Annotated in this window: 20 protein-coding genes and 1 tRNA gene; 8 read left to right on the top strand and 13 right to left on the bottom strand. The window is 70.4% G+C overall.

Translation table 11 applies throughout. The features are described 5' to 3' along the window. Nucleotides 1–36: 36 nt before the first annotated feature. The 4 genes from ITJ55_RS04125 to leuC are packed head-to-tail and all read right to left on the bottom strand — an operon-like array spanning nt 37 to nt 4,278. Nucleotides 37–819 (bottom strand): lysophospholipid acyltransferase family protein, encoded by a 783-nt coding sequence (locus ITJ55_RS04125; protein WP_370544007.1) that lies wholly within the window; start codon nt 817–819, stop codon nt 37–39. 7 nt (nt 820–826) lie between these two features. Further along, nucleotides 827–2,194, bottom strand: a complete 1,368-nt coding sequence (murA, locus tag ITJ55_RS04130) for a UDP-N-acetylglucosamine 1-carboxyvinyltransferase (RefSeq protein WP_055971815.1) — start codon at nt 2,192–2,194, stop codon at nt 827–829. Next, on the bottom strand, nt 2,195–2,791 hold the full coding sequence (gene leuD / locus ITJ55_RS04135) for a 3-isopropylmalate dehydratase small subunit (RefSeq protein ID WP_194594194.1): 597 nt from the start codon (nt 2,789–2,791) through the stop codon (nt 2,195–2,197). Next, a complete protein-coding gene (gene leuC / locus ITJ55_RS04140) occupies nt 2,791–4,278 on the bottom strand; it encodes a 3-isopropylmalate dehydratase large subunit (RefSeq protein ID WP_370544064.1) in 1,488 nt (495 codons plus the stop codon). The genes leuD and leuC overlap by 1 nt, the downstream gene beginning before the upstream one ends. Before the next feature lie 240 nt (nt 4,279–4,518). On the opposite strand from leuC, the gene ITJ55_RS04145 reads away from it, so the two are divergent. From ITJ55_RS04145 to ITJ55_RS04175, 7 genes are all read left to right on the top strand, one after another. After that, nucleotides 4,519–6,018, top strand: coding sequence for a PQQ-binding-like beta-propeller repeat protein (locus tag ITJ55_RS04145; RefSeq protein WP_194594196.1), 1,500 nt, complete (start codon nt 4,519–4,521; stop codon nt 6,016–6,018). Then, nucleotides 6,015–7,460 carry a hypothetical protein gene (locus tag ITJ55_RS04150; protein ID WP_194594197.1) on the top strand — a complete coding sequence of 482 codons (1,446 nt, stop codon included), beginning with the start codon at nt 6,015–6,017 and terminating at the stop codon, nt 7,458–7,460. Before ITJ55_RS04145 ends, ITJ55_RS04150 begins: the two co-directional genes overlap by 4 nt. 51 nt (nt 7,461–7,511) lie before the next feature. Then, nucleotides 7,512–8,156, top strand: a complete 645-nt coding sequence (locus ITJ55_RS04155; RefSeq protein ID WP_194594198.1) for an alpha-ketoglutarate-dependent dioxygenase AlkB — start codon at nt 7,512–7,514, stop codon at nt 8,154–8,156. A gap of 89 nt (nt 8,157–8,245) precedes the next feature. Next, complete coding sequence (locus tag ITJ55_RS04160; RefSeq protein WP_194594199.1) at nt 8,246–9,277, top strand: LacI family DNA-binding transcriptional regulator; 1,032 nt, start codon at nt 8,246–8,248, stop codon at nt 9,275–9,277. A gap of 128 nt (nt 9,278–9,405) precedes the next feature. Continuing rightward, nucleotides 9,406–10,764: an ABC transporter substrate-binding protein gene (locus ITJ55_RS04165; RefSeq protein WP_194594200.1), complete on the top strand. Its 1,359-nt coding sequence runs from the start codon at nt 9,406–9,408 to the stop codon at nt 10,762–10,764. Nucleotides 10,765–10,880: 116 nt separating this feature from the next. Continuing rightward, nucleotides 10,881–12,020 carry a carbohydrate ABC transporter permease gene (locus ITJ55_RS04170; protein WP_194594201.1) on the top strand — a complete coding sequence of 380 codons (1,140 nt, stop codon included), beginning with the start codon at nt 10,881–10,883 and terminating at the stop codon, nt 12,018–12,020. Beyond that, the gene (locus ITJ55_RS04175; protein ID WP_056257367.1) at nt 12,017–13,000 is read left to right on the top strand and encodes a carbohydrate ABC transporter permease; all 984 of its coding nucleotides are present in this window, start codon (nt 12,017–12,019) and stop codon (nt 12,998–13,000) included. Before ITJ55_RS04170 ends, ITJ55_RS04175 begins: the two co-directional genes overlap by 4 nt. Nucleotides 13,001–13,186: 186 nt before the next feature. On the opposite strand, the gene ITJ55_RS04180 is transcribed toward ITJ55_RS04175, so the two are convergent. Next, a tRNA-Glu gene (locus ITJ55_RS04180) sits at nt 13,187–13,262 on the bottom strand. A 102-nt stretch (nt 13,263–13,364) separates the two neighbouring features. Here ITJ55_RS04180 and ITJ55_RS04185 point away from each other — a divergent pair. Further along, nucleotides 13,365–14,000, top strand: coding sequence for an MBL fold metallo-hydrolase (locus ITJ55_RS04185; protein ID WP_194594202.1), 636 nt, complete (start codon nt 13,365–13,367; stop codon nt 13,998–14,000). Between the two features lie 100 nt (nt 14,001–14,100). On the opposite strand, the gene serA is transcribed toward ITJ55_RS04185, so the two are convergent. The 8 genes from serA to ilvD form a co-directional block, all read right to left on the bottom strand. After that, the gene (gene serA, locus ITJ55_RS04190; protein ID WP_194594737.1) at nt 14,101–15,690 is read right to left on the bottom strand and encodes a phosphoglycerate dehydrogenase; all 1,590 of its coding nucleotides are present in this window, start codon (nt 15,688–15,690) and stop codon (nt 14,101–14,103) included. 160 nt (nt 15,691–15,850) lie between these two features. After that, on the bottom strand, nt 15,851–16,276 hold the full coding sequence (locus ITJ55_RS04195; protein WP_194594203.1) for a hypothetical protein: 426 nt from the start codon (nt 16,274–16,276) through the stop codon (nt 15,851–15,853). Continuing rightward, nucleotides 16,273–16,776 carry a hypothetical protein gene (locus ITJ55_RS04200; protein ID WP_194594204.1) on the bottom strand — a complete coding sequence of 168 codons (504 nt, stop codon included), beginning with the start codon at nt 16,774–16,776 and terminating at the stop codon, nt 16,273–16,275. The genes ITJ55_RS04195 and ITJ55_RS04200 overlap by 4 nt, the downstream gene beginning before the upstream one ends. Continuing rightward, on the bottom strand, nt 16,773–17,912 hold the full coding sequence (locus ITJ55_RS04205; RefSeq protein WP_194594205.1) for a mannitol-1-phosphate 5-dehydrogenase: 1,140 nt from the start codon (nt 17,910–17,912) through the stop codon (nt 16,773–16,775). The genes ITJ55_RS04200 and ITJ55_RS04205 overlap by 4 nt, the downstream gene beginning before the upstream one ends. 100 nt (nt 17,913–18,012) lie before the next feature. Then, nucleotides 18,013–19,038, bottom strand: a complete 1,026-nt coding sequence (gene ilvC / locus ITJ55_RS04210; protein WP_194594206.1) for a ketol-acid reductoisomerase — start codon at nt 19,036–19,038, stop codon at nt 18,013–18,015. A 73-nt stretch (nt 19,039–19,111) separates the two neighbouring features. After that, complete coding sequence (gene ilvN, locus ITJ55_RS04215) at nt 19,112–19,618, bottom strand: acetolactate synthase small subunit (protein ID WP_043593980.1); 507 nt, start codon at nt 19,616–19,618, stop codon at nt 19,112–19,114. Next, nucleotides 19,615–21,567, bottom strand: coding sequence for an acetolactate synthase large subunit (locus tag ITJ55_RS04220; RefSeq protein WP_228497564.1), 1,953 nt, complete (start codon nt 21,565–21,567; stop codon nt 19,615–19,617). Before ITJ55_RS04220 ends, ilvN begins: the two co-directional genes overlap by 4 nt. Nucleotides 21,568–21,601: 34 nt before the next feature. After that, entirely contained in the window at nt 21,602–23,314 is a 1,713-nt protein-coding gene (gene ilvD / locus ITJ55_RS04225) for a dihydroxy-acid dehydratase (protein WP_194594208.1), read from the bottom strand. Nucleotides 23,315–23,328 lie beyond the last annotated feature (14 nt).

Consider the following 23,328-nt stretch of genomic DNA (forward strand, 5'->3'; position numbering starts at 1 on the left):
CCGAGAGCTTCGATGGCGCCTTCGCGTGACTCGGAGCTACTCAAAGCGACCTGTCTCTTTCTGGTGGTTCTTGGCGGGGTTCCAGCGCTCGGCGGGTGCCGTCTCGGCCCGAAGCCGCTCCACGAGCTCGGTCACGGCCTGCATGACGAGCGCCGTGGCGGCCGTGACGGACGCCTGGTCGAGCGGTCGGTCGCGATAGGCCGAGAGGTCGACGGGATCGCCGATCACGACGGTGATGCGCTTGCGGGGGAAGGCGTGCAGCCGGCTCGAGTAGCGCCCCATCAGGTGCTGGCTGCCCCAGTGGGCCATGGGGATGAGCGGGACCCCGGCGGCGAGTGCGAGCCGGACGGCCCCGCTCTTGCCCTTCATGGGCCAGAGATCGGGGTCGCGGGTCAGCGTGCCCTCGGGGTAGACGATCACGCCGCCACCGCTCGCCACGAGGGTGCGACCGGCCGCGAGCGGGTCGTTGTCATGCGTGCGACCGGCACGTTCGACCGGGATGTGCCCCATGGCGTGCATCATGCGTCCGAAGACCGGCACCCGGAAGAGCGACGCCTTGGCCAGGAAGCGGGGGACGCGGCCGAGGGCCCACATGACCCGGCCGACGACGACCGGGTCGATGTTCGTGTAGTGGTTCGGCGTCAGGACGAACGCACCCTCGGCCGGCAACTTGTGACCGTCGACGATGTCGATCGAGGCCATCAGGTCGAAGAGCGGCGCCGCGGGCGTCGCCAGGGTGCGGAAGAACGCACCCTTCTCTTTGCGACGCCCTCGCGCCGGGACCGGGACGACGGGGGCGTCGGGGTCGGCAGTCGACACCGGCCGATCAGCCCTTGAAGTCGAAGTCGGCGCCGAGCTTGCGCAGCTTCGCGATGAAGTGCTCGTAGCCGCGGCTGATGATGCCGACGTTGCTGATCTTCGACTCGCCCTCGGCGGTCAGGGCCGCGATCAGGTGGCTGAAGCCACCGCGCAGGTCGGGCACCCGGATGTCGGCCCCGTGCAGCGCCGTCGGGCCGTTGATGACCGCGGCCTGCTCGAACTCGCGACGCGCGACGCGGCGGTCGTGGTCGGGCAGTCCGTCTTTGTGCACCGTGATGTCGGCACCCATGTCGTTGAGGGCCTCGGTGAACTGGAACCGGTTCTCGTACACCGTCTCGTGGACGACCGAGGTGCCCTGCGCCTGCGTGAGGGCGACGATCAGGGGCTGCTGCCAGTCGGTCATGAAGCCGGGGTGCACGTCGGTCTCGACGACGACGGGCTTGAGCTCGCCACCGGGGTGGAAGAAGCGGATGCCGTCCTCGTGGACGTCGAAGTCGCCGCCGACCTTGCGGAAGACGTTCAAGAACGTCATCAGGTCTTTCTGGTCGGCACCCTCGACGAAGATGTCGCCCTTGGTCGCGAGCGCGGCCGAGGCCCAGCTGGCCGCCTCGTTGCGGTCGTTGATCGCCCGGTGCGTGTAGCCCCGGAGCTTCTCGACGCCCTCGATGAAGATGACGCGGTTCGGCTCGACCGAGACGACGGCGCCCATCTTCTGCAGGATGGCGATGAGGTCCATGATCTCGGGCTCGATCGCGGCGTTGCGCAGTTCGGTGACGCCCTTGGCGAGCACCGCGGTCAACAGCACCTGCTCGGTGGCGCCGACGCTCGGGTAGGGCAGCTCGATGTTGGCACCGGTGAGGCCGTTGGGGGCCGTGAGGTGGATGCCGTTGTACGACTTGTCGACGACGGCGCCGAAGGCCCGCAGGGCGTCGAGGTGGAAGTCGATCGGCCGGTCGCCGATGCGGCAGCCGCCGAGGTCGGGGATGAACGCCTCGCCGAGGCGGTGCAGCAGCGGTCCGCAGAAGAGGATCGGGATGCGGCTCGAGCCCGCGTGGGCGTCGATCTCGGCGAAGTGCGCGCTCTCGACGTTGGAGGGGTCGAGGATCATCTCGCCGCGCGCCGGGTCGGTGATGCGCACGCCGTGGACCGAGAGGAGCCCGCGGACGACGTTGACGTCGCTGATGTCGGGGACGTCCTTCAAGATGCTGGGGGTGTCGCCCAGCAGCGCCGCGACCATCGCCTTGGTGGCGAGGTTCTTCGCGCCGCGCACCTCGATGCGACCGATGAGCGGCTTGCCGCCCCGGATGACGATCTCATCGGAGGTCAACCCCACACGGGCACCTGCTGCTGCTGCGTCTTGGACGAGAGAGTTCACTTACTTCACCGGCAATGTCTTCGGGCGCCAGGAGGCGCGACGGGATTCGAATTCTGTGATGGCCGCTTCGTCGCGGAGGGTCAGGCCGATGTCGTCGAGGCCTTCGAGGAGACGCCACTTAGTGTAGGCATCGACTTCGAATCCGACGGTGAGGCTGCCGACCGTGGCGGCCTGCGCCACGAGGTCGACCGTGATCTCGACGCCCGGGTGCTCGTCGATCTCGGCCCAGATCCGCTCGACGTCGTCTTCGGAGACGGCTGCGGCGAGCAGCCCCTGCTTGCCGGAGTTGCCGCGGAAGATGTCGCCGAAGCGCGAGCTGATGATGACGTCGAAGCCGAAGTCGCGGAGCGCCCAGACGGCGTGCTCCCGGCTCGAGCCGGTGCCGAAGTCAGGGCCGGCGACGAGGACGCGCGCGCCCTGGAACGCCGGCTGGTTCAGCACGAACTCCGGGTCGTTGCGCCACCCGAAGAAGAGGGCGTCCTCGAAGCCGGTCTTGGTGACGCGCTTGAGGAACTGCGCGGGGATGATCTGGTCGGTGTCGACGTTCGAGCGCTTGAGCGGCGCGGCGACGCCGGTGACGGTGGTGAACTTCTGCATCAGAGGGCCCCCGCCCGGTCGGTGCCGTCGGCGAGGACGGGTTCGGCGGCCGATCGGGCGTCGACCGGTGCCCCGGCGTCGTCGGCCTGGAGATCCCACGGCGACGAGAGAGTTCCGCGGACGGCGGTGGCCGCGGCGACGAGTGGCGACACGAGGTGCGTGCGGCCCCCCTTGCCCTGACGGCCCTCGAAGTTGCGGTTCGACGTCGACGCGCAGCGCTCGCCCGGGGCGAGCTGGTCAGGGTTCATGCCGAGGCACATGGAGCACCCGGCGAACCGCCACTCGGCGCCGAAGTCGGTGAAGACCTTGTCGAGGCCCTCGGCCTCGGCCTCGAGCCGGACGCGCGCCGAGCCCGGCACGACCATGACGCGGACGCCCTCGGCCTTCGTGCGACCACGGACGATCGACGCGAACGCCCGCAGGTCTTCGATGCGGCTGTTGGTGCACGAGCCCATGAAGACGGCGTCGACCGGGATGGCCTTCATCGGCGTCCCGGCCTCGAGGGCCATGTACTCGAGTGCCCGCGTCGCCGCGGCCTTCTCGTTCGGGTCGACGACGGACTCGGGGTCGGGCACGGAGTCGCTGAGCGACACGCCCTGGCCGGGGTTGGTGCCCCAGGTGACGAACGGCTCGAGGGTGTCGGCGTCGAGGAAGATCTCGGCGTCGAACACGGCGTCGTCGTCGGTGGGCAGGGTGTCCCAGTAGGCGACCGCGTCGTCCCAGTCGGCGCCGGTCGGTGCGTGCGGTCGACCCTGCAGGTAGTCGTAGGTGGTCCGGTCGGGCGCGACCATGCCCGCGCGGGCGCCGGCCTCGATCGACATGTTGCAGATGGTCATGCGCCCCTCCATCGAGAGGGAGCGGATGGCGCTGCCGCGGTACTCGAGCACGTAGCCTTGCCCGCCGCCGGTGCCGATCTGCGCGATGACCGCCAGGATGATGTCCTTCGCGGTGACGCCGGGGCGCAGCGTGCCCTCGACGGTGACCGCCATGGTCTTGAAGGGCTTGAGCGGCAGCGTCTGCGTCGCCATGACGTGCTCGACCTCGCTCGTGCCGATTCCGAACGCCATGGCGCCGAAGGCCCCGTGGGTCGACGTGTGCGAGTCGCCGCAGACGACCGTGACGCCCGGCATGGTGAGGCCCAGCTGGGGGCCGACGACGTGCACGATGCCCTGCTCGGCGTCGCCCAGCGAGTGCAGGCGGACGCCGAACTCGGCCGTGTTGCGGCGGAGCGTCTCGATCTGCGTGCGGCTGGTCAGGTCGGCGATCGGCTTGTCGATCGCGAGGGTCGGCGTGTTGTGGTCCTCGGTCGCGATGGTGAGGTCGGTGCGACGCAGGGGCCGACCGGCCTGACGCAGGCCGTCGAAGGCCTGGGGGCTGGTGACCTCGTGGACGAGGTGGAGGTCGATGTAGAGAAGGTCGGGAGCGCCGTCTTCGCCCTTGACGACGACGTGGTCGTCCCACACTTTCTCGGCCAGCGTCCTACCCACGGGCACGCCCCTTCTCCTGTATCGACGTCCAGATGATCCGAGGAGTCTACGCCAGTGCCTGCGGTGTTCCGCCCGACGGTCGAGGGGTGGAACGCCGCCCCGGCGGCCGTCATTCCCACCCCGGCGAGGCGGCGGCACGGCCGGGGCGTCGCCACGGCGAGCGCCACGGCCCAGGGCTCCGAATAGCATGACGACACCCGTCGGGCGGACGACGGCTGCGCTCGACGAGGAGGCCGACCCATGAGCCACCCCGAGCGCGCGCGCGACCACCCCGAGGAGGCGCGGGTCGCGGGCCGCTGGCACCGCGCCTCCCCGGCTCGTCGCCTGGCCTCGGTGCTGGGCGCCCTCGTCGTGGCGACCGCGCTCGTGGCCGCCGGGGCGGTCTCGGTCGCCCCCGACTACGGCGACGGCCGGCCCTGGACCGGACTCTCCGTGGACGACCTGCGGCGCGCGCCGGACGCGACCGGCTGGACGCTCGACCTCGCCGCGACCCTGGCCCCCGACGCCCCTCGGCGGTGCCTGAACTTCTGGACGTCCCCGGCCGTCGACGGACTCGTCGCCGTCGGCACCTCGGTCGACCTCGACTTCGGTGACGCCCTGGGCTCGCCGGCGTGCCGCTCGTACGCCTCGGAGGCCACCACCAGCCTGATCGGCCTGGTCGAGACGGCCACGGGCACGGTGCGCTGGGTGCACGACCTGGCCCGGGACGTGCCCGACACCGACGCTCTGAGCATCCCGGCGACCCAGGTCGTGCCGGCGGCCGGACGCGTGCTCGTGCAGACCCAGACCACGGGGGCCACGGTGCTCGCCGCGCTCGACCTGCGCGACGGGTCGCTGGTCGAGTCGACGCGCGGCCGGCGCGACCTGCCGAGCGTCAGCGTCGACTCTCGCGGGCCGCTGCAGCTGCGCACCTTCTCGGGCATCGCGGGGTCGGGCGACCGGTACCAGCTGGTCGAGGCCTCGCGCCTCGACGACCCGGTGTGGGAGGGCGGGGTCGACTCGGGCAGCACGCCGGCGTTGCTGGACGCCGGCGCCCTGGTCTCGCAGGGCGGCGAGACGGTGCTCGTCGACGGCACGACGGGAGACGAGCGACCGTTCGCGGCGTCGCCCGACGTCATCGCCGTCCCGCCGGTGGGAGCCGTCGTCACGACCGACGACGGCCGTCGCGTCGTCGCGTTCGGCATCGAGTTCACCCGGGCGAACGGCACGGTGTCGGCGCTCGACGAACGCGGTGACGCCGTGTGGAGCCGCCCGACGAGCGGACGTCGGCTGGCGGTCACGCCGTCCTGCGTGATCGTCGTCACCCGCGGCGACACGGCCGCGGAATGCCTCGACCCCCGCCACGGCGACGTGCGGTGGAGCACCGACCTGGGCGCCCCGTTCGCGATCGAGGCCGTGCCGGGCCAACGGGGTGACGAGGTGTTCGTGATCGTCCAACGCGAGGGCGGCTCGCGGCTGCTCGCCCTCGACGGCGGGGACGGGCACACCCGGTTCAGCTCGGCCGTGGGGCTGCTCGACGACCTCTCGGCGGCGGGCCGGTCGGTGCTCTACCTGCAGACCGACGACGGCCGGTCGTCGGGGCGCGACGTGGCCGCCCTCGACCTGGCGGACGGCCGACCGCTCTGGTCGACCTCGACGTCCGGCACCGTGGTGTTCTGGGGCGGGCACCTGGTGCGGATCGACGAGCGGGGCGTGGCCCGGCGACTCGTCGACACCGCCCGCGTCGGAGCGACGTCGTGAGCGCGGGGCGTCGGCTGACCGGGGTATACGTCGCCCTGGCGCTGGCGGCGATCGTGACGACCGTCGTCGTCGCGCCGACCCAGCCCGAGTACGGCGGCGACGGCCCCTGGCAGGGCATCGCCGTCGACGACCTGCGACAGCAGCCGACCACGACCGGCTGGCGGGTCGACCTGCGGGCCGCCCTCGCGCCCGGGGCCCCGCCCGAGTGCCTGCGGTACCGGTCGACACCCGTGGACCAGGGGCTCGCGCTCGTCAGCGCGGCCGGCGCCTGGACCTACGGCTTCGCCAACGACGGCGACTGCGCCACGCCGACCCAGGGCGTGGGCACCCGCATCGGCGCACTCGACGTCGACCGCGGGGACTTCCGCTGGGTGCACGACGTGGCCGACGACTTCCACGAGCTGGGGCTGACCGGCCCGGCGCTCGTGTCGTCCGTCTCGACGGTGGAGGGTGCCGGTCTGGTGCTCGTCCGGGCGTCCGTCGACGGCGAGCAGGTGCTGACGACGCTCTCGACCGAGACCGGTCGGCCGGTCGACGTGGTGGCGACCGGTTCGGCCGGCGACGGGGACCAGTTCCAGACCGCGGGCGCCGTCGTGGTCACCGGGCGGCAGCAGGGCGTCGGCGGCGTCTACCGGTACGAGCTGCGGGACGCCCGCGACCTCGGCCGGGTCGTCTGGAGCGGTGCCGCCTCCACCGCCGGCATCGCCCTCGCGCTGACCGACCGCCTCGTCGTGGCCCGGGCGGACGGCTCGGTGCAGGTCGACCTGGCCACGGGCGCCGAGCGGCCCTGGTCGGCACGACTCGACCGCCTGGTCGGCTACGCCGTCCGCGACGACGTCGTCTACGCCCCCCGAGGAGGCGCGGCCACCGGACGAGGCGACGCCGGCTTCGTCGCGCTGACCGCCGACGGCGAGCGCCTCTGGAGCTCGGACCGGGACGTCCGGGGCGCGTACTCGGTGACGCGGACCTGCCTCGTGGTGACCGACGTCCGGTCGCGGACCGTGACCTGTCTCGACCTCGCGACGGGCGAGGTGCGCTGGCGCGACCCGGCGTCGAGCTCGTCCGCCGTGGACGGCCTGCCCGGCCAGACCGACGACCGGGTCTTCGCCACGGCGACGGCGGCGGGGCCGGGCCCCGTCGTGGTGCGCGCCCTCGACGGGGCGACCGGCTCGGCCGGCGCACGGGTCTCGCTGCCCGACGGAGCCGTGCTCGCCGCGGCGGGCCGCACCGTCGGCTACGCCCTGGCCTACGGCAGTTCGGGCGGACGCTCGACCCTCGTGGCCTTCGACCTCTCGAGCGGACGACCGCTGTGGCAGCACGCCGCGCAGCTGCAGGTCTACGCGTGGGCGGGCCGGTTGGTCGACGTCGACGTCGACGGGGTCGCCCGCGAGCTCGTCGCACCCGACCGGGTGGCCGTCCCGCCGGGTTCGGCCGGAGCCTGAACCCGCCCGATCGTTCGAACACACGTTCGATCCGTGACGTAGGGTATGGGCATGAGCATCGCCTTCACCGCCTCGCTGTTCGACGGCCTGTCCGACGGGCCCGACCTCGCGCCGCTCTCCGGTCGCGTCGACCACCTCGACCTGGGCGAGGGCGCGTGGCTCGACGTCGTCCCGGCCTGGGCGTCGCATTCCGACGCCTTGTTCGAACGCCTCGTGACCGACGTCCCGTGGCGGGCCGACCGACGACAGATGTACGACCGCGTCGTCGAGGTGCCCCGGCTGGTCTCGTCCTACGACGCCGGCGACCCGCTGCCCGATCCCGTCCTGGCGCGGGCACGCGACGACCTCAACGCCTACTACGCCGACGAGCGCGGCGCCCCGGCCGAGCAGCGCTTCGACCGGGCGGGGCTCTGCTTCTACCGCACGGGCGACGACAGCATCGCCTGGCACGGCGACCACGTGGGCCGGACCCTCGACCGCGACACGATGGTCGGCATCCTCTCGCTCGGGGCGCCCCGCACGCTGGCGGTGCGCTCCCGGGCGACGGGTGCGACCCGGCGCTTCCCGCTCGGCCACGGCGACCTGCTGGTGATGGGCGGAAGCTGCCAACGCACCCACGAACACGCGATCGCCAAGACGAAGAAGGCCGTCGGGCCCCGCATCAGCGTGCAGTTCCGCCCCGTCTGGCCCGCCTAGACCACCCCGCGGCCCGCGAGGGTCGCTGAACGGGCCGCCTGCCCGTCACTCGTATGCTGTGCACACGATCGACGACGAGGTGGACGAGGATGCCGGCAACCCGCGACGACGTGGCGCGTCTCGCGGGCGTCTCGTCGAGCACCGTCTCGTACGCCATCAGCGGTCGGCGGACGATCTCGGCCGCCACGCGCCAACGCGTCGAACGGGCCATGGCCGAGCTCAACTACACGCCCAACGCCTTCGCGCGTGGGCTCGCGGGTGCCCGGGGCGGCATCCTCGCCCTGCACTACCCGTACGGCCGCCGGGGCGTGACCTCGTCCGAGTTCGAGTACGTCGCGGCCGCCACCGACCAGGCGAGGCGCCGGGGCTACCACCTGCTGCTCTGGTCGAACCCCATCGACGACGTCGAGGGCCTGGGCAGCCTGGTGAGCGAGGGGCTCGTCGACGGAGTCATCCTGATGGAACTCACCTCACACGACGACCGCGTGGCCGTGCTGAGGCGCTCGCGCCTGCCGTTCACCAACATCGGCCGTCCGGACGACGTCGAAGGCCTCTGGTTCGTCGACGCGGACTACGAAGCGCTCGGCCGCCTCGCCGTCGACCACGTCGCCGACCTCGGGCACCGGCACGTGTTCTTCCTCAGCCAGGCCATCGAGGCACCCGAGCGGGGCTCCGGGCCGTTGGGTCGGGCCACCGCATCGCTCACCCGGCCCGCACGGCGCCGAGGGCTCGAGGTCGAGACGCACCCCGCCGAGAACTCCGTGCCCGGCGGTCGCGAGGCGTTCGCGGCCTTCGACTCGTCGCCACACCGGCCGACCGCCGTCATCGCCTTCAACGAGACGGCCCTCGCCGGCTTCGTGCAGGCGGCCGCGACGGCCGGCCGGTCGATCCCGGCGGACGTCACGGTGGTCGCCCTCAGCATCGGCGACCTCGCCGCCGAGATGACGTCTCCCCCGCTCACGACGGTCGCTCCCCCGGGCACCGAGATCGCCGCGGCCGCCGTCGACGACCTGGTCGATCGGATCGAGGGCCGCCGTCTCGACGCTCCCCAGGTACTGGTCGGCCCCCGCTTGACGGTGCGAGGGACGTCGGGCACCGCACCCCGACGGGACCGTCACTAGCAGACGCGGTTGCGCGCCTCCTGCGAGTGTGTGACACTCATCGTCGACGCGCGTCGACGACGACGCGCGGCGGACGACGCCGACAGCACGGTCGTGGTCCGCCCTGGCAACTCAACGAGGAGAAACCCATGCGAGCATCCCTGCACCGCCGTTTCACGGGCCCCCTGGCCATCTTGGCGGCGTCGAGCTTCCTGTTGGCCGGATGCTCCGGTACGGCCGACCCCAACGACCCGAACGCCGGAGGCGCGGGTGCCGGTGACGTCGGGACGGCCGACGGTGTGGTCAACGTCTACGGAACGATCAACGGCGACGAGGCCACCCTGCTCGAACAGTCGTGGGCCGACTGGGAGAAGGCCAACGACATCGACATCAAGTACACGGGCGACAAAGAGTTCGAGAAGCAGATCGGCATCAAGGTCCAGGGCGGCGACACCCCCGACCTCGCGATCTTCCCCCAGCCCGGACTGCTCGCCGACACGGTCGCGTCGGGCAAGGTGCAAGAGCTGCCCGCCGACGCCCTCGCCAACGTGAAAGAGGGCTGGTCCGAGGACTGGCAGAAGTACGGCCAGGTCGACGGCACCCAGTACGGTGCCCCGCTGATGGCCAGCGTCAAGGGCTACGTCTGGTACTCCCCCGCCAAGTTCGCGGAGTGGGGTGTCGAGGTGCCGAAGACCTACGACGACCTCGTCGCCCTGTCGAAGACCATCCAGGAGAAGACCGGCGGGCCGTCCTGGTGCGCCGGGTTCAACTCGGGTGAGGCCTCGGGCTGGCCCGGGACCGACTGGGTCGAGGACCTCGTCCTGCGCGAGGCCGGGCCCGACGCGTACGACTCGTGGGTCGCGGGCGACACGAAGTTCACCGACCCCGAGATCAAGGACGCCTTCGACTCCGTCGGCGAGATCCTGCTCGACCCCGACCTCGTCAACGCCGGGTACGGCGACGTGAAGTCGATCAACTCGACGGCGTTCGGCGACGTGGCCACCAACGTCGCGAACGGCAGCTGCGCCCTGACCCACCAGGCCTCGTTCTTCGAGGGCTTCCTGACCGCCGCGAACAACGCGTCCGGCCAGCCCGCCACGGTCGCCGAGGACGGCGACGTCTGGGCCTTCTTGACCCCGCCGATGAAGGAGGACGACCCCGCCGCCGTCACCGGTGGTGGTGAGTTCGTCGCCGCGTTCTCGAACGACGACGACACCGCCAAGGTCCAGGCCTACCTCGCCAGCGCCGACTGGGCGAACAGCCGCGTCTCGCTGGGTGGCGTCATCTCGGCCAACAAGGGCCTCGACCCCGAGAACGCCGGCAGCGACCTGCTGAAGGGCGCCGTCGAGATCCTGCAGGGCACCGACACCACCTTCCGCTTCGACGGTTCCGACCTGATGCCCAAGTCGGTCGGTTCCGACAGCTTCTGGAAGGGCATGGTCGACTGGATCGACGGCACCGACACCGACTCGGTCCTCAGCGAGATCCAGGCCGGCTACACCTCGTAACACCCGCGTCTCAGGGGCCACCGCGAGTCGGTGGCCCCTGACCCCGCGCCCGACCGCCGTCCCCGGCGGCGGTGGACGGTCGCGCCCTGTTCGGACCCGAACGTGAAAGGACAGAGATGTCCAGCTTCTTCCAGTGGTTGGCGGGAATCCCGCCCCTGGCCCAGATCCCCCTGATCCTCGTCGCCTTCACCGCCCTCGTGGCCGTCGTGCTGGTCTTCGTCGAGTTCGCGCCACGACGCGGGCTGCAGTACACGATCATCCGCCTCGCGGTCTGCGTCGTCGTCCCGGTGGTCGTCCTGATGGCCTTCGGCCTCTACAACTCGGTGATCTGGGTCGCCGCGATCGCCGCCGTCCTCGGCGGCGGGCTGTTCCTGCTGGACTACCGCTCGAAACGCGGCGCCGGCTACTCGCTGCAGCTCATCGCGTTCATGACGCCCGCCGTGTTCTTCCTGATCATCGGCCTGATCTACCCGACGATCACCACCGCGGGGCAGGCCTTCATGAAGAACGACGGCTCGGGCTTCGCCGGGCTCGACAACTTCGTCTGGGTGTTCACGAGCCCCGACGGGCTCACCGCCTTCGGCAACACCCTGATCTGGGTGCTGCTGGCCCCGATCACGGCCACGGCGATCGGTCTCGCCTACGCGGTGTTCATCGACAAGAGCCGCGGCGAGAAGTTCCTCAAGCTGCTGGTGTTCATGCCGATGGCGATCTCGTTCGTCGGCGCCTCGATCATCTTCAAGTTCTTCTACGACATCCGCCAGGGCGACCAGATCGGCCTGCTGAACGGCATCCTCGTCGCCTTCGGCGGGCAGCCCGTCGACTGGCTCGGCCTCGAACCGTGGAACACCCTGCTTCTCGTGATCGTGCTGATCTGGACGCAGGCCGGCTTCGCCATGACGGTGCTGTCGGCGGCCATCAAGGGCGTCCCGGCCGAACAGCTCGAGGCGGCGTCGCTCGACGGCACCAACGGCTTCCAGGCGTTCCGCCACATCACCGTGCCCGGCATCCGGACGACCATCATCGTCGTGCTCACCACGATCTCGATCGCGTCGCTGAAGGTCTACGACATCGTCTCGGCGATGACCGGCGGCCGCAACGACACGACCATCCTCGCGTTCGAGATGGTCCGGCAGTTCCAGCTCGGCAGCCGCACCGGCTACAGCTCGGCCCTCGCGGTCATCCTGTTCGTACTCGTGCTGCCGATCGTCATCTACAACGCCCGCCAGATCCAGAAGCAGAGGGAGATCCGATGAGCGCCACACCCACCCCGATCGGGGTCTCGGTCGGCTCGGGCACCGAGCGACAGCTCAAGCGCGGCGTCGCCCGCATCGAGAGCTCGAGCGGCAAGCTCAAGCGCGGCACGACGAGCCGCGGTGCGACGATCGCCGCCCTGATCATCGCCGTGGTCTGGACCCTGCCGACCGCAGGGCTGTTCATCTCGTCCTTCCGCCCGGCGAACGACATCAAGACCACCGGCTGGTGGACCGTCTTCGCCAACCCCGGCTTCACGTTCGACAACTACGTGAACGCCCTCAACTCGGGCGACAGCCTCACCCTCGGCAAGGCCTTCCTCAACTCGCTGGTCATCACCCTGCCCGCGGCGTTGATCCCCATCACGATCGCGAGCCTCGCCGCGTACGCCTTCGCCTGGATCGAGTTCAAGGGCCGCAACACGATCTTCGTCCTGGTGTTCGCCCTGCAGATCGTCCCGATCCAGATGGCACTCGTGCCGTTGCTCCGGCTCTTCTCGGACGGCCTGCGCATCGGCGGGCTGTACATCCTGCCGGGGCTCGGGGTTAACGGCCTCGACGGCTCGTACGCCAAGGTCTGGATCGCCCACACGATCTTCGCGCTCCCCCTCGCCATCTTCATGCTGCACAACTTCATCTCGGAGATCCCGGCCGAGGTCATCGAGGCCGCCCGCATGGACGGAGCCGGTCACGGCCAGGTGTTCTTCCGCATCGTCCTGCCGCTGTCGATGCCGGCCATCGCCTCGTTCGGCATCTTCCAGTTCTTGTGGGTCTGGAACGACCTGCTCGTGGCGACGGTCTTCACGTCGGGTCAGGGGTTGCCCATCACCAAGGCCCTGCAAGACCTCTCGGGGTCGTACGGGCAGTCGTGGGAGCTGCTCACGGCCGGGGCCTTCATCTCGATCATCGTGCCGCTGATCGTGTTCTTCGCCCTGCAGCGCTTCTTCGTCCGTGGCCTGCTCGCGGGTGCCACGAAGGGCTGAGCCGACCCGCCCGACCGGCCGCGGCCCGACGACGTCATCACGACGGAGTCGGGCCGTTGCTCGTCGTCACCCCGGGGGCTGCGACGCCTGGGACGACTGCGACGTCTGAGATGACTGCGATGACTGCGACGACTGCCGTGAACGACGAAACCGCCCGGCGGGAGCCGAGCGGTGTCGTGGTGGTGCTGGTGACCCCAACGGGATTCGAACCCGTGTTACCGCCGTGAGAGGGCGACGTACTAGGCCGCTATACGATGGGGCCGTATTTGCAACTCGTCGAGTATGCCACACCGCGCCAGCCCGTCACAAATCGGGCCGTCGGCGTGCCGGGTCTGCCCCTGCACACGCGCGTACAGTCGCTCTCATGCGCCTCACGAAACTCGAACACGCCTGCCTGATCCTCGAGAAGGACGGCCGCAAGCTCGTCGTCGACCCGGGCTCGTTCACGAGCCCCCTGGTCGACCTGCACGACGTCGACGCCGTCGTCGTCACGCACGAACACGCCGACCACTGGACGCCCGACCAGCTGACGAACCTGCTGGCGTCGAACCCGTCGGCCACGATCTACGGGCCCGAGGGCGTGGCCGCCGCGGCCGAGTCCTTCGACGTGCACGTGGTCGCCGAGGGCGACACCGTCGAGGTCGGCCCGTTCACGCTCGCGTTCTACGGCTCGCGTCACGCGGTCATCCACGAGAGCATCCCGGTGATCGACAACGTCGGCGTGCTCGTCGACGGGTCGCTGTTCTACCCGGGCGACCAGTTCACCGTCCCGCCCGTGCCCGTCGACGTCCTGGCCGCGCCCGTCGGTGCCCCCTGGCTCAAGGTGGCCGAGGTCATCGACTACGTCGCGGCCGTCAAACCCCGCCTGGCGTTCCCCACCCACGAGCAGACCCTCTCCGCGCCCGGACTCGCCATGCACTTCGACCGCATGAAGGCGTCCGCGCAGTCGGTCGGCGGCGACGCCGTGAAGCTCGAGGCCCACGAGTCCCTCGAGCTCTAGGCCCAGTGCCGGATGCACGGCACCGGACGTCCGGCGCCCGGACGACGAACCGCCCCTCCCCCGGCACGGCCAGGGCGGGGCGGTTCGTCGTCCGGGGTGGCTAGAGCGTGACGTCGATCTCGCGCAACACCTGCGCGTCGATGGCCACGCGGACCTTCTCGACGAGCTCGTCGGGCGCGGGGCTGTCGATGGTGAGCACGCTCAGCGCCTGGCCACCGGCACTCCGGCGGGCGATCTGCATGCCGGCGATGTTGATGCCGGCGTCGCCGAACTCGCGACCGTAGACCGCGACGATGCCGGGACGGTCGGTGTAGACCATCACGAGGTGATGGGCAGCGATGGGCACCTCGACGTCGTAGCCGTTGATCTCGACGATCTTCTCGACCTGCTTCGTGCCGGTCAGCGTGCCCGACACCGAGATCTGCGAGCCGTCGCTCAACGATCCGCGCAGGGTGATGACGTTGCGGTACTCGTCGCTGGTGGGGTCGGTCAGCAGCCGCACCGTGATGCCGCGCTGCTCGGCGAGCAGCGGCGCGTTCACGTAGCTGACCGACTCGCTGACGATGTTGGTGAAGATGCCCTTGAGCGCCGCCAGCTTGAGCACGCTGACGTCGAACTCGACCAGGTCGCCCCGCACCTCGACGTCGACGCTCGTGAGCGGGCTGTCGGCGAGGCCCGAGAAGACCTGCCCGATCTTCTCGACCAGGGGGATGCCGGGGCGGACGTAGGGGTCGATCACGCCACCGGCGACGTTGACCGCGTCGGGCACGAGCTCGCCCCCGAGGGCGAGGCGCACCGACCGGGCGACCGAGACGCCGGCCTTCTCTTGTGCCTCGTCGGTCGAGGCGCCGAGGTGCGGAGTGACCACGACGTTCTCGAGACCGAGCAGCTTCTGGTCGACCGGGGGCTCCTTCACGAACACGTCGAGGCCGGCCCCGGCGATCTCGCCGGTCGTGAGGGCCTCGTACAGGCCGTCCTCGTCGATGAGCCCGCCGCGGGCGACGTTCACGACGAAGGCCGACTTCTTCATGGCCTTCATCTGCTCGAGTCCGATCATGCCGGTCGTCTCGGGCGTCTTCGGCATGTGGATCGTGACGAAGTCGCTCGCGGCGAGCAGGTCGTCGAGCGAGAGCAGCGTCACGCCGAGCTGCTGGGCGCGGGCGGGGGTGACGTAGGGGTCGTAGGCGACGACGTTCACGCCGAACGCCTGCAGGCGCGCGGTGATGAGGGCGCCGATGCGGCCCAGCCCGACGATGCCGACCGTCTTCTCGTAGAGCTCGACGCCGGTGTACTTCGAGCGCTTCCACTGCCCCTGCGCCAGGGCGGAGTGGGCGGCCGGGATGTGCCGGGCGAGGCTCAGGATGTGCCCCACGGTCAGCTCGGCGGCCGAGATGATGTTCGAGGTCGGCGCGTTCACGACCATGACGCCGGCCGTCGTGGCGGCCTTGATGTCGACGTTGTCGAGACCGACGCCGGCGCGGGCCACGACCTTGAGCGACGGTGCGGCCGCGATGGCCTCGGCGTCGACCTGGGTCGCCGAGCGGACGAGGATCGCCTCGGCGTCGGCCAGGGCCGCCAGCAGGGCGGGGCGGTCGGTGCCGTCGACCGATCGCACGTCGAAGTCGGGCCCGAGGGCCTCGACGGTTGCGGGTGACAGTTCTTCTGCGATCAACACGACGGGCTTGGCCACGGGGCGGACGTCCTTCTCTGGGTGGTGTTCGGTCAGGGGCCGCGACGCGCCGTGGGCGCGGCTGCCCACGACTCTATCGACTCGTCCGGCGTGTGACGTCCACATGACGCGGTGGTGCCGAGCGCCGTCGACGAGGCGACCCGCGCCTCCTCGGCCGGGGTCAGACGGTGGTGACGTAGGCCGTCAGCGTGAGCGAGACGGCCGCCACGAGACCCAGGGCGGCGAACAGCACGAGGGTGAACTTCCAGAGCTCGTGGCGGCGTCCGACGACGATCGCGCCGACGAAGGCGAGCGGTGGCACGACCACCCCGACGATCAGCGGCAGCCACGGCGGCTGCACGATCAGACCGTCGAGCCCGTTCTCGCGGTAGAAGTCGTTGTTCTGCGTGAAGACCTGCGGCACAAGCGCCAGGTTCGAGATCGCCTCGAACAGGTCGAACGCGAAGAACGCGGCGAAGACGATCGCGACCGCCAGGTAGAAGAAGAAGGAGGCGCGGCCCGGTTCGCTCGCGTCGCCCGCCGTCACCGAGACGGCGTCGTGGTCGTGACCCGCCCCGGGCACGGAGGCACGGCTGAGATCGCTCATGCCGAACCCCCGATGACGAGCGGCCAGGGTGCCACGAGGAGCGCACCGAGGGCCATCACGGCGAGACGGCGTCGCGTGCGGACCGTGGGGACCAGCACGATGACGGCGACGAACCAGGCGAGGGGTGCGGCGACGGCGAAGAGCTCGCCGAGGTTCCACATGACGGACGAGATCGCGTCGGTGAAGGGGTTCGTGAAGTCACCCACGGCGACGATCCAGCCGGCCGCCCAGAGCAGGAAGACCCCGCCGAAGACGCCGTGCACGATGAGGGAGCCCGAGCTCATCACGGCGGGACCGTCGTCGTCGTCCGTCTCGTCGACGTCGTCGTCGGTCTCGTCGTCGGTCTCGTCGACACCGTCGGCGCCGTCACGAGCCCGGACCCGTCGCACCCGGGCCGACGGAGCAGGTCCCTCGACGTGGCTGCTGTCGGCCTCGTCGCCCCAGGTCAGGGCGTCGTCGGGGTCACCGCCGGCCGGAGCCTGCGGCTCGGCAGGCGTCATGCCGTGAGCTTGGACGAGACCGCCGCGAGCAGGGCGGGATACAGCGGGTGGTCGTCCTGGACGCCGGTCAGTGTGCGCGTCAGCTCGTCGGCGCCGAGGCCGGAGCTCAGCAGCGACTGCAGCTCGACGCTCTCGACGTCGTCGGGCACCGAGAAGTCGAGGGCGGCGCGGACGGCGCGGACGAGGGCGTCGGAGGGCAGCCCGCGCTCGGCGGCCTGGGCAGCCGGACCGACGAACCGCTCGTGACGGCTCAGCTTGCGCAGCGGGTTGCGGCCGACCCGCTCGGTGGTGTCGGGCAGGTGCGGGTTGGCGATGCGGACGAGGTTCTTCTCGATGTAGGCCTGCTGCTGGTCGGCGTCGAGCTCGTGCTTGGCGACGAGCAGGGCCTTGGTCTCGGCCAGCACGCCGCGGACCTCGGCCATGACCTCGGCGTCGTCGAGCGCCTCGCGGATGCTCGCGAGCCCCTTGCGGAACCCGTGGTACGCGGCTGCCGCGTGGGCGGTGTTCACCGTGAAGAGCTTCCGCTCGATGAAGGGCTCGAGGTCGTCGACCCAGGTGACCCCCTGGATCTCGGGACGGTGCTCACCGAAGGGGGTGCTCTCGACGACCCACTCGAAGAACGACTCGATCGTCACGTCGAGCGTGCCGCCGGCCTGCTCGGGGACGATGCGGTCGATGGCGCAGTTGGCGAAGACGGCGTGCTCGGCCGGGTCGTGCTCGCGCACGGCGACGGCCAGCGAGTCGGTCGCGTTGATGGCGTTCTCGCAGGCGATGACGGCCAGGGGGGCGAGGTCGGCGGACCGCGCGGCAAGGCCCTGGGCGATGACGGGGGCGACGAAGGGCAGGATGCGCGCGCCGACCGCGGTCGTCACGACGTCGGCCGTGGCGATCTCGGCGACCAGGGCGGCCTCGTCGGTGCGGCTGTTGATCGCCCGGTAGTCGTCGACGACGGTGGTGCGGCTGTCTTCGCCCACCTCGTGGACCTCGAACGACGGCTGCGACTGCAGCGCCCCGATCAGATCGTCGTTCACGTCGGCGAAGACGACCTCGTAGCCACTCGCGTGGAGGAACTGGGCGACGAAGCCCCGACCGATGTTGCCGGCGCCGAAGTGCACGGCCTTCTTGCTGTGAGCCATGCCTTAGATCATGCCACGAGGTCGTCGGGCCGACCGACGGCGCGAGGGCCCCGCACCGGGTGGTGCGGGGCCCTCGCGGGTGGTTCGGGTGTGACGTCGATCAGCGTGCGGCGCTGCCGTCGACGTAGTCGTTGTCCTGCTGCTTCCAGGCGAAGAGGGCGCGCAGCTCTTGCCCGGTGGCCTCGATGGGGTGCTCCTCGCCCTTCTTGCGGAGCTGCTGGAACTCGGGGGCGCCCGCGTCCTGGTCGTCGATGAAGCGCTTGGCGAAGGCACCCGACTGGATGTCGGCGAGGACGGCCTTCATGTTCTCTTTCACGTCCGGCGTGATGACGCGGGGGCCCGAGACGTAGTCGCCGTACTCGGCGGTGTCGGAGACGCTCCAGCGCTGCTTGGCCAGGCCGCCCTCCCAGATGAGGTCGACGATCAGCTTGAGCTCGTGCAGCACCTCGAAGTAGGCGATCTGCGGCTGGTAGCCGGCCTCGGTCAGGGTCTCGAAGCCGTACTGGATGAGCTGCGAGGTGCCACCGCAGAGCACGGCCTGCTCGCCGAAGAGGTCGGTCTCGGTCTCTTCGGTGAACGTGGTCTTGATGCCGCCGGCGCGCAGGCCGCCGATGCCCTTCGAGTACGACCAGGCGAGGTCCCAGGCCGAGCCCGAGGCGTCCTGCTCGACGGCGACGATGACGGGGACGCCACGGCCGGCCTCGAACTCACGACGCACGGTGTGGCCCGGGCCCTTGGGCGCGACCAGCAGGACGTCGACGCCCTCGGGCGCCTCGATGTAGCCGAAGCGGATGTTGAAGCCGTGGCCGAAGACGAGCGCCTTGCCGTCGGCCAGGTTCGGGGCGATGTCGTCGGCGTAGACGTGGCGCTGCACCTGGTCGGGCGCGAGGATCACGATGACGTCGCCCCAGGCCGAGGCCTCGGCGGGCGTCTGCACGGTGAAGCCGGCCTCTTCGGCCTTCGCGCGGCTCTTCGAACCCTCTTTGAGCCCGACGACGACCTCGACGCCCGAGTCGCGGAGGTTCAGCGCGTGGGCGTGGCCCTGCGAGCCGTAGCCGATGACGGCGACCTTCTTGCCCTGGATGATCGACAGGTCGGCGTCGTTGTCGTAGACGATTTCAGTCACGGTGGTGGTTCTCCTTGGGTGTTGACGATGGGGTGTCGGGACGAGGAGGCGCGGGTGGCGACCCCTCGAGGGGTCAGTTCTTGAAGACTCGGTCGGTGATCGATTTCGCGCCGCGCCCGATGGCGAGCAGGCCCGACTGCGAGATCTCCTTGATGCCGTAGGGCTCGAGCACGCGCAGCAGCGCGGTCGTCTTGCCGGTGTCGCCGGTGACCTCGATGACCAGGGCGTCGGTCGACACGTCGACGACCGAGGCACGGAAGAGGGTGACGGCCTCGAGCACCTGCGAGCGGGTCGTGTTGTCGACGCGCACCTTGATCAGCAGGTGTTCGCGCTGCACGGACTGCGAGTAGTCGAGCTCGACGATCTTGATCACGTTGATCAGCTTGTTCAGCTGCTTGGTGACCTGCTCGAGCGGCAGCTCTTCGACGTCGACGACGACCGTGATGCGGCTGAGCCCCTCGACCTCGCTCTTGCCGACGGCGAGGCTCTCGATGTTGAACCCACGCCGGGCGAAGAGCCCGGCGACGCGGGTCAGCAGACCCGGCTTGTCTTCGACGAGCAGGGACAGGACGTGGCTCATGCGTGTTCTCCGGTCATGTCGCCGTCACGGGTGGTGTCGGAGGCGCTCGTGCCGGGCGCCTCGTCGTCCCACTCGGGAGCGAGGGCACGGGCGTGCTGGATCTCGGAGTTCGAGACCCCCTGCGGCACCATCGGCCACACCATCGCGTCGCGGCTGACGACGAAGTCGATGACGACCGGACGGTCGTTGGTCGCGAGGGCCAGCTCGATGGCCGCGTCGACCTCGTCCTCGGTGCGGACGCGGATGCCGAGGGCGCCGTAGGCGTCGGCCAGCTTGACGAAGTCCGGCACCATGCGGGTCTCGTGACCGGTGTTGAGGTCGGTGAACGAGTGTCGCCCCTCGTAGAAGAGCGTCTGCCACTGCCGCACCATGCCGAGCGACGAGTTGTTGATGATCGCGACCTTGATCGGGATGTCGTTGATGACGCAGGTGGCCAACTCTTGGTTGGTCATCTGGAAGCACCCGTCGCCGTCGATGGCCCACACGACGCGGTCGGGCTGAGCGACCTTCGCACCCATGGCGGCCGGGACGGAGTAGCCCATCGTGCCCGCGCCTCCGGAGTTCAGCCAGGCGTGCGGGCGTTCGTACTCGATGAACTGCGCGGCCCACATCTGGTGCTGGCCGACGCCGGAGGCGTAGATCGCCTCGGGGCCCGAGAGCTGCCCGATGCGCTGGATGATCGCCTGCGGCGACAGCAGGCCGTCGTCGGGCTGGGTGTAGCCGAGCGGGAACTGCTCGCGGAGCCCGTCGAGGTGCTCCCACCAGGCCGCGATGTCGGGCTTGACGCCGCCCGTGACCTCGGCGAACGCGCTCGTGAGGTCGGGGATGACGACCTTGGCGTCACCCACGATCGGCACGTCGGCGATGCGGATCTTCGAGATCTCGGCCGGGTCGATGTCGACGTGGACGACCTTCGCGCCGGGCGCGAACAGCTCGGCCTTGCCGGTCACCCGGTCGTCGAACCGCGCACCGAGGGCGATGATGAGGTCGCTCTCTTGCAGGCCCAGCACGGCCGGCACCGTGCCGTGCATGCCGGGCATCCCGAGGTGCTGCGGGTGGGTGTCGGGGAACGCACCGCGGGCCATGAGGGTGGTGACGACGGGGGCCCCGGTGAGCTCGACGAGCGCCTTCAGCTCGGCCGAGGCGCCGGCGCGGATCACGCCGCCGCCGACGTAGAAGACCGGCTGCTTCGCGTCGGCGATCATCTGCGCCGCGGCGGTGATCTGCTTGCCGTGTGCCTTCGTGACCGGCCGGTAGCCGGGCAGGTCGACGACGGGCGGCCAGACGAAGGGGGCGCTGTTCTGCTGCGCGTCCTTGGTGATGTCGACGAGCACCGGGCCGGGGCGACCCGTGCTCGCGATCTGGTACGCCGCGGCGAGCGTCGCCGGGATGTCTTCGGGCTTGGTCACCAAGAACGAGTGCTTGGTGATCGGCATGGTGATGCCGACGATGTCGGCCTCTTGGAAGGCGTCGGTGCCCATCAGGGTCGAGAAGACCTGCCCGGTGATGGCCAGCAGCGGCATGCTGTCCATGTACGCGTCGGCGATCGCCGTGACGAGGTTCGTCGCGCCGGGGCCGGACGTCGCGATCGCGACGCCGACGCGGCCGGACGCCGCCGCGTAGCCCTCGGCGGCGTGACCGGCGCCCTGCTCGTGGCGGACCAGGATGTGCCGGATCGCCGTCGAGGCCATCAACTCGTCGTAGAACGGGATGATCGCGCCACCGGGCAGCCCGAAGACGTCGGTCACGCCGAGGTGCTCGAGCGACTTGAGGATGGCACCGGACCCCGTCAGCACGGGAGGCGCGGTGGGCGACCCGACGGACGCCCCGGCGGCGGGCCGGGCCGTCCGCGTGGCGGTGCCGGGTGTGGGGGTGGACTCTGCAGGCATCGGTGCCGGTTCCCTCTTCGTGGTCGGTGATCGATGGTGACGGGGCGGCTCCGGCCGCATGCGGGTGTGACGCACCGGGCCGTCGGGCGGGACGTCAGTAGGTGACGGCGCCCTCGGCCGCGGAGCGGACCTGGCGTGCGTACTTCGCGAGGACACCGCGGGTGTACCGCGGGGGAAGCGGTGCCCAGCCGTCTCGGCGGGCCTCCAGCTCAGCGGCGTCGACGAGTAGGTCGATCGAGCGAGCGGCGATGTCGACCCGAATCAAGTCCCCATCGCGCACGAAGGCGATCGGACCGGAGTCGACCGCTTCGGGTGCTATGTGGCCGATGCACAGGCCGGTTGTGCCGCCTGAGAATCGTCCGTCCGTCAACAGTAGTACATCTTTGCCGAGCCCAGCGCCCTTGATGGCCGCCGTGATGGCGAGCATCTCGCGCATGCCGGGGCCGCCCTTGGGGCCCTCGTAGCGGATGACGACCACGTCGCCGGCCTCGATGCGCCCCTCGGTCAGGGCGTCCATCGCCCCGCGTTCGCGCTCGAAGACCTTGGCCGGGCCCTCGAACACCGAGGCGTCGAAGCCGGCCGTCTTGACCACGGCACCCTCGGGCGCCATCGAACCGCTGAGCACCGTCAGGCCACCGGTGGCGTGGATCGGGTCGTCGAGCGTCCGCAGCACCTCGCCGTCGAGCGGCTTGGGCTTGATCGACTCGAGGTTCTCGGCGACGGTCTTGCCGGTGACCGTCAGGCAGTCGCCGTGCAGCAGACCCGCGTCGAGCAGGGCCTTCATGACGACGGGCACGCCGCCCATGCGGTCGACGTCGTTCATGACGTACTTGCCGAAGGGCTTGAGGTCGCCGATGTGGGGCACCTTGTCGCCGATGCGGTTGAAGTCGTCGATGGTCAGGTCGACCTCGGCCTCGTACGCGATGGCGAGCAGGTGCAGCACGACGTTGGTCGAGCCGCCGAACGCCATGGCGACGGCGATCGCGTTCTCGAACGCCTCTTTCGTCAGGATGTCGCGCGTCGTGATGCCCTGGCGGAGCATCTCGACCACGGCCTCGCCCGAGCGGTGGGCGAAGTAGTCACGACGACGGTCGGCCGACGGCGGCGAGGCCGAGCCGGGCAGGCTCATGCCGAGGGCCTCGGCCACGCTCGCCATCGTGTTGGCCGTGTACATGCCACCGCAGGCGCCCTCGCCGGGGACGATCGCGCACTCGATGGCCTTGAGGTCGTCGTCGCTCATGTTGCCGGCCTTGTGGGCGCCGACCGCTTCGAACGAGTCGATGATGGTCACGTTCTTCTCGGTGCCGTCGCTGAGCTTGACCCAGCCGGGGGCGACGCTGCCCGCGTAGAGGAAGACGCTGGCGAGGTCGAGCCGGGCCGCGGCCATGAGCATGCCGGGCAGCGACTTGTCGCACCCGGCGAGCAGCACCGAGCCGTCGAGCCGCTCGGCGTTCATGACGACCTCGACGCTGTCGGCGATGACCTCACGCGAGACGAGCGAGAAGTGCATGCCCTCGTGCCCCATCGAGATGCCGTCGGACACCGAGACGGTGCCGAACTGCAGCGGGTAGCCGCCCCCGGCGTGGACGCCCTCTTTGGCGCCCTGGGCCAGCCGGTCGAGCGACAGGTTGCAGGGGGTGATCTCGTTCCAGCTGCTGGCGATGCCGATCTGGGGCTTGCTCCAGTCTTCGTCGCCCATGCCGACGGCACGGAGCATGCCTCGCGACGTGGTGGCCTCGACGCCGTCGGTGACGACGCGGCTGCGGGGTTTGATGTCGATCCCGTCCGGGGTGGGCTTCTCTGGCATGGGTCGAGTTTAGG

The organism is Frigoribacterium sp. VKM Ac-1396 (genome assembly GCF_015350895.1).
Taxonomy (GTDB): Bacteria; Actinomycetota; Actinomycetes; order Actinomycetales; family Microbacteriaceae; genus Frigoribacterium.

Bases quoted from the DNA above. Each gene is read 5' to 3' on its own strand.
- ITJ55_RS04155 (WP_194594198.1), top strand. From the start codon at position 7,512: ATGAGCATCGCCTTCACCGCCTCGCTGTTCGACGGCCTGTCCGACGGG.
- ITJ55_RS04160 (WP_194594199.1), top strand. From the start codon at position 8,246: ATGCCGGCAACCCGCGACGACGTGGCGCGTCTCGCGGGCGTCTCGTCG.
- ITJ55_RS04205 (WP_194594205.1), bottom strand. From the start codon at position 17,912: ATGGCTCACAGCAAGAAGGCCGTGCACTTCGGCGCCGGCAACATCGGT.
- ITJ55_RS04145 (WP_194594196.1), top strand. From the start codon at position 4,519: ATGAGCCACCCCGAGCGCGCGCGCGACCACCCCGAGGAGGCGCGGGTC.
- ITJ55_RS04175 (WP_056257367.1), top strand. From the start codon at position 12,017: ATGAGCGCCACACCCACCCCGATCGGGGTCTCGGTCGGCTCGGGCACC.
- ITJ55_RS04185 (WP_194594202.1), top strand. From the start codon at position 13,365: ATGCGCCTCACGAAACTCGAACACGCCTGCCTGATCCTCGAGAAGGAC.
- ITJ55_RS04165 (WP_194594200.1), top strand. From the start codon at position 9,406: ATGCGAGCATCCCTGCACCGCCGTTTCACGGGCCCCCTGGCCATCTTG.
- ITJ55_RS04195 (WP_194594203.1), bottom strand. From the start codon at position 16,276: ATGAGCGATCTCAGCCGTGCCTCCGTGCCCGGGGCGGGTCACGACCAC.
- ITJ55_RS04170 (WP_194594201.1), top strand. From the start codon at position 10,881: ATGTCCAGCTTCTTCCAGTGGTTGGCGGGAATCCCGCCCCTGGCCCAG.
- ilvN (WP_043593980.1), bottom strand. From the start codon at position 19,618: ATGAGCCACGTCCTGTCCCTGCTCGTCGAAGACAAGCCGGGTCTGCTG.
- ilvD (WP_194594208.1), bottom strand. From the start codon at position 23,314: ATGCCAGAGAAGCCCACCCCGGACGGGATCGACATCAAACCCCGCAGC.
- ITJ55_RS04200 (WP_194594204.1), bottom strand. From the start codon at position 16,776: ATGACGCCTGCCGAGCCGCAGGCTCCGGCCGGCGGTGACCCCGACGAC.
- ITJ55_RS04220 (WP_228497564.1), bottom strand. From the start codon at position 21,567: ATGCGGCCGGAGCCGCCCCGTCACCATCGATCACCGACCACGAAGAGG.
- leuD (WP_194594194.1), bottom strand. From the start codon at position 2,791: ATGCAGAAGTTCACCACCGTCACCGGCGTCGCCGCGCCGCTCAAGCGC.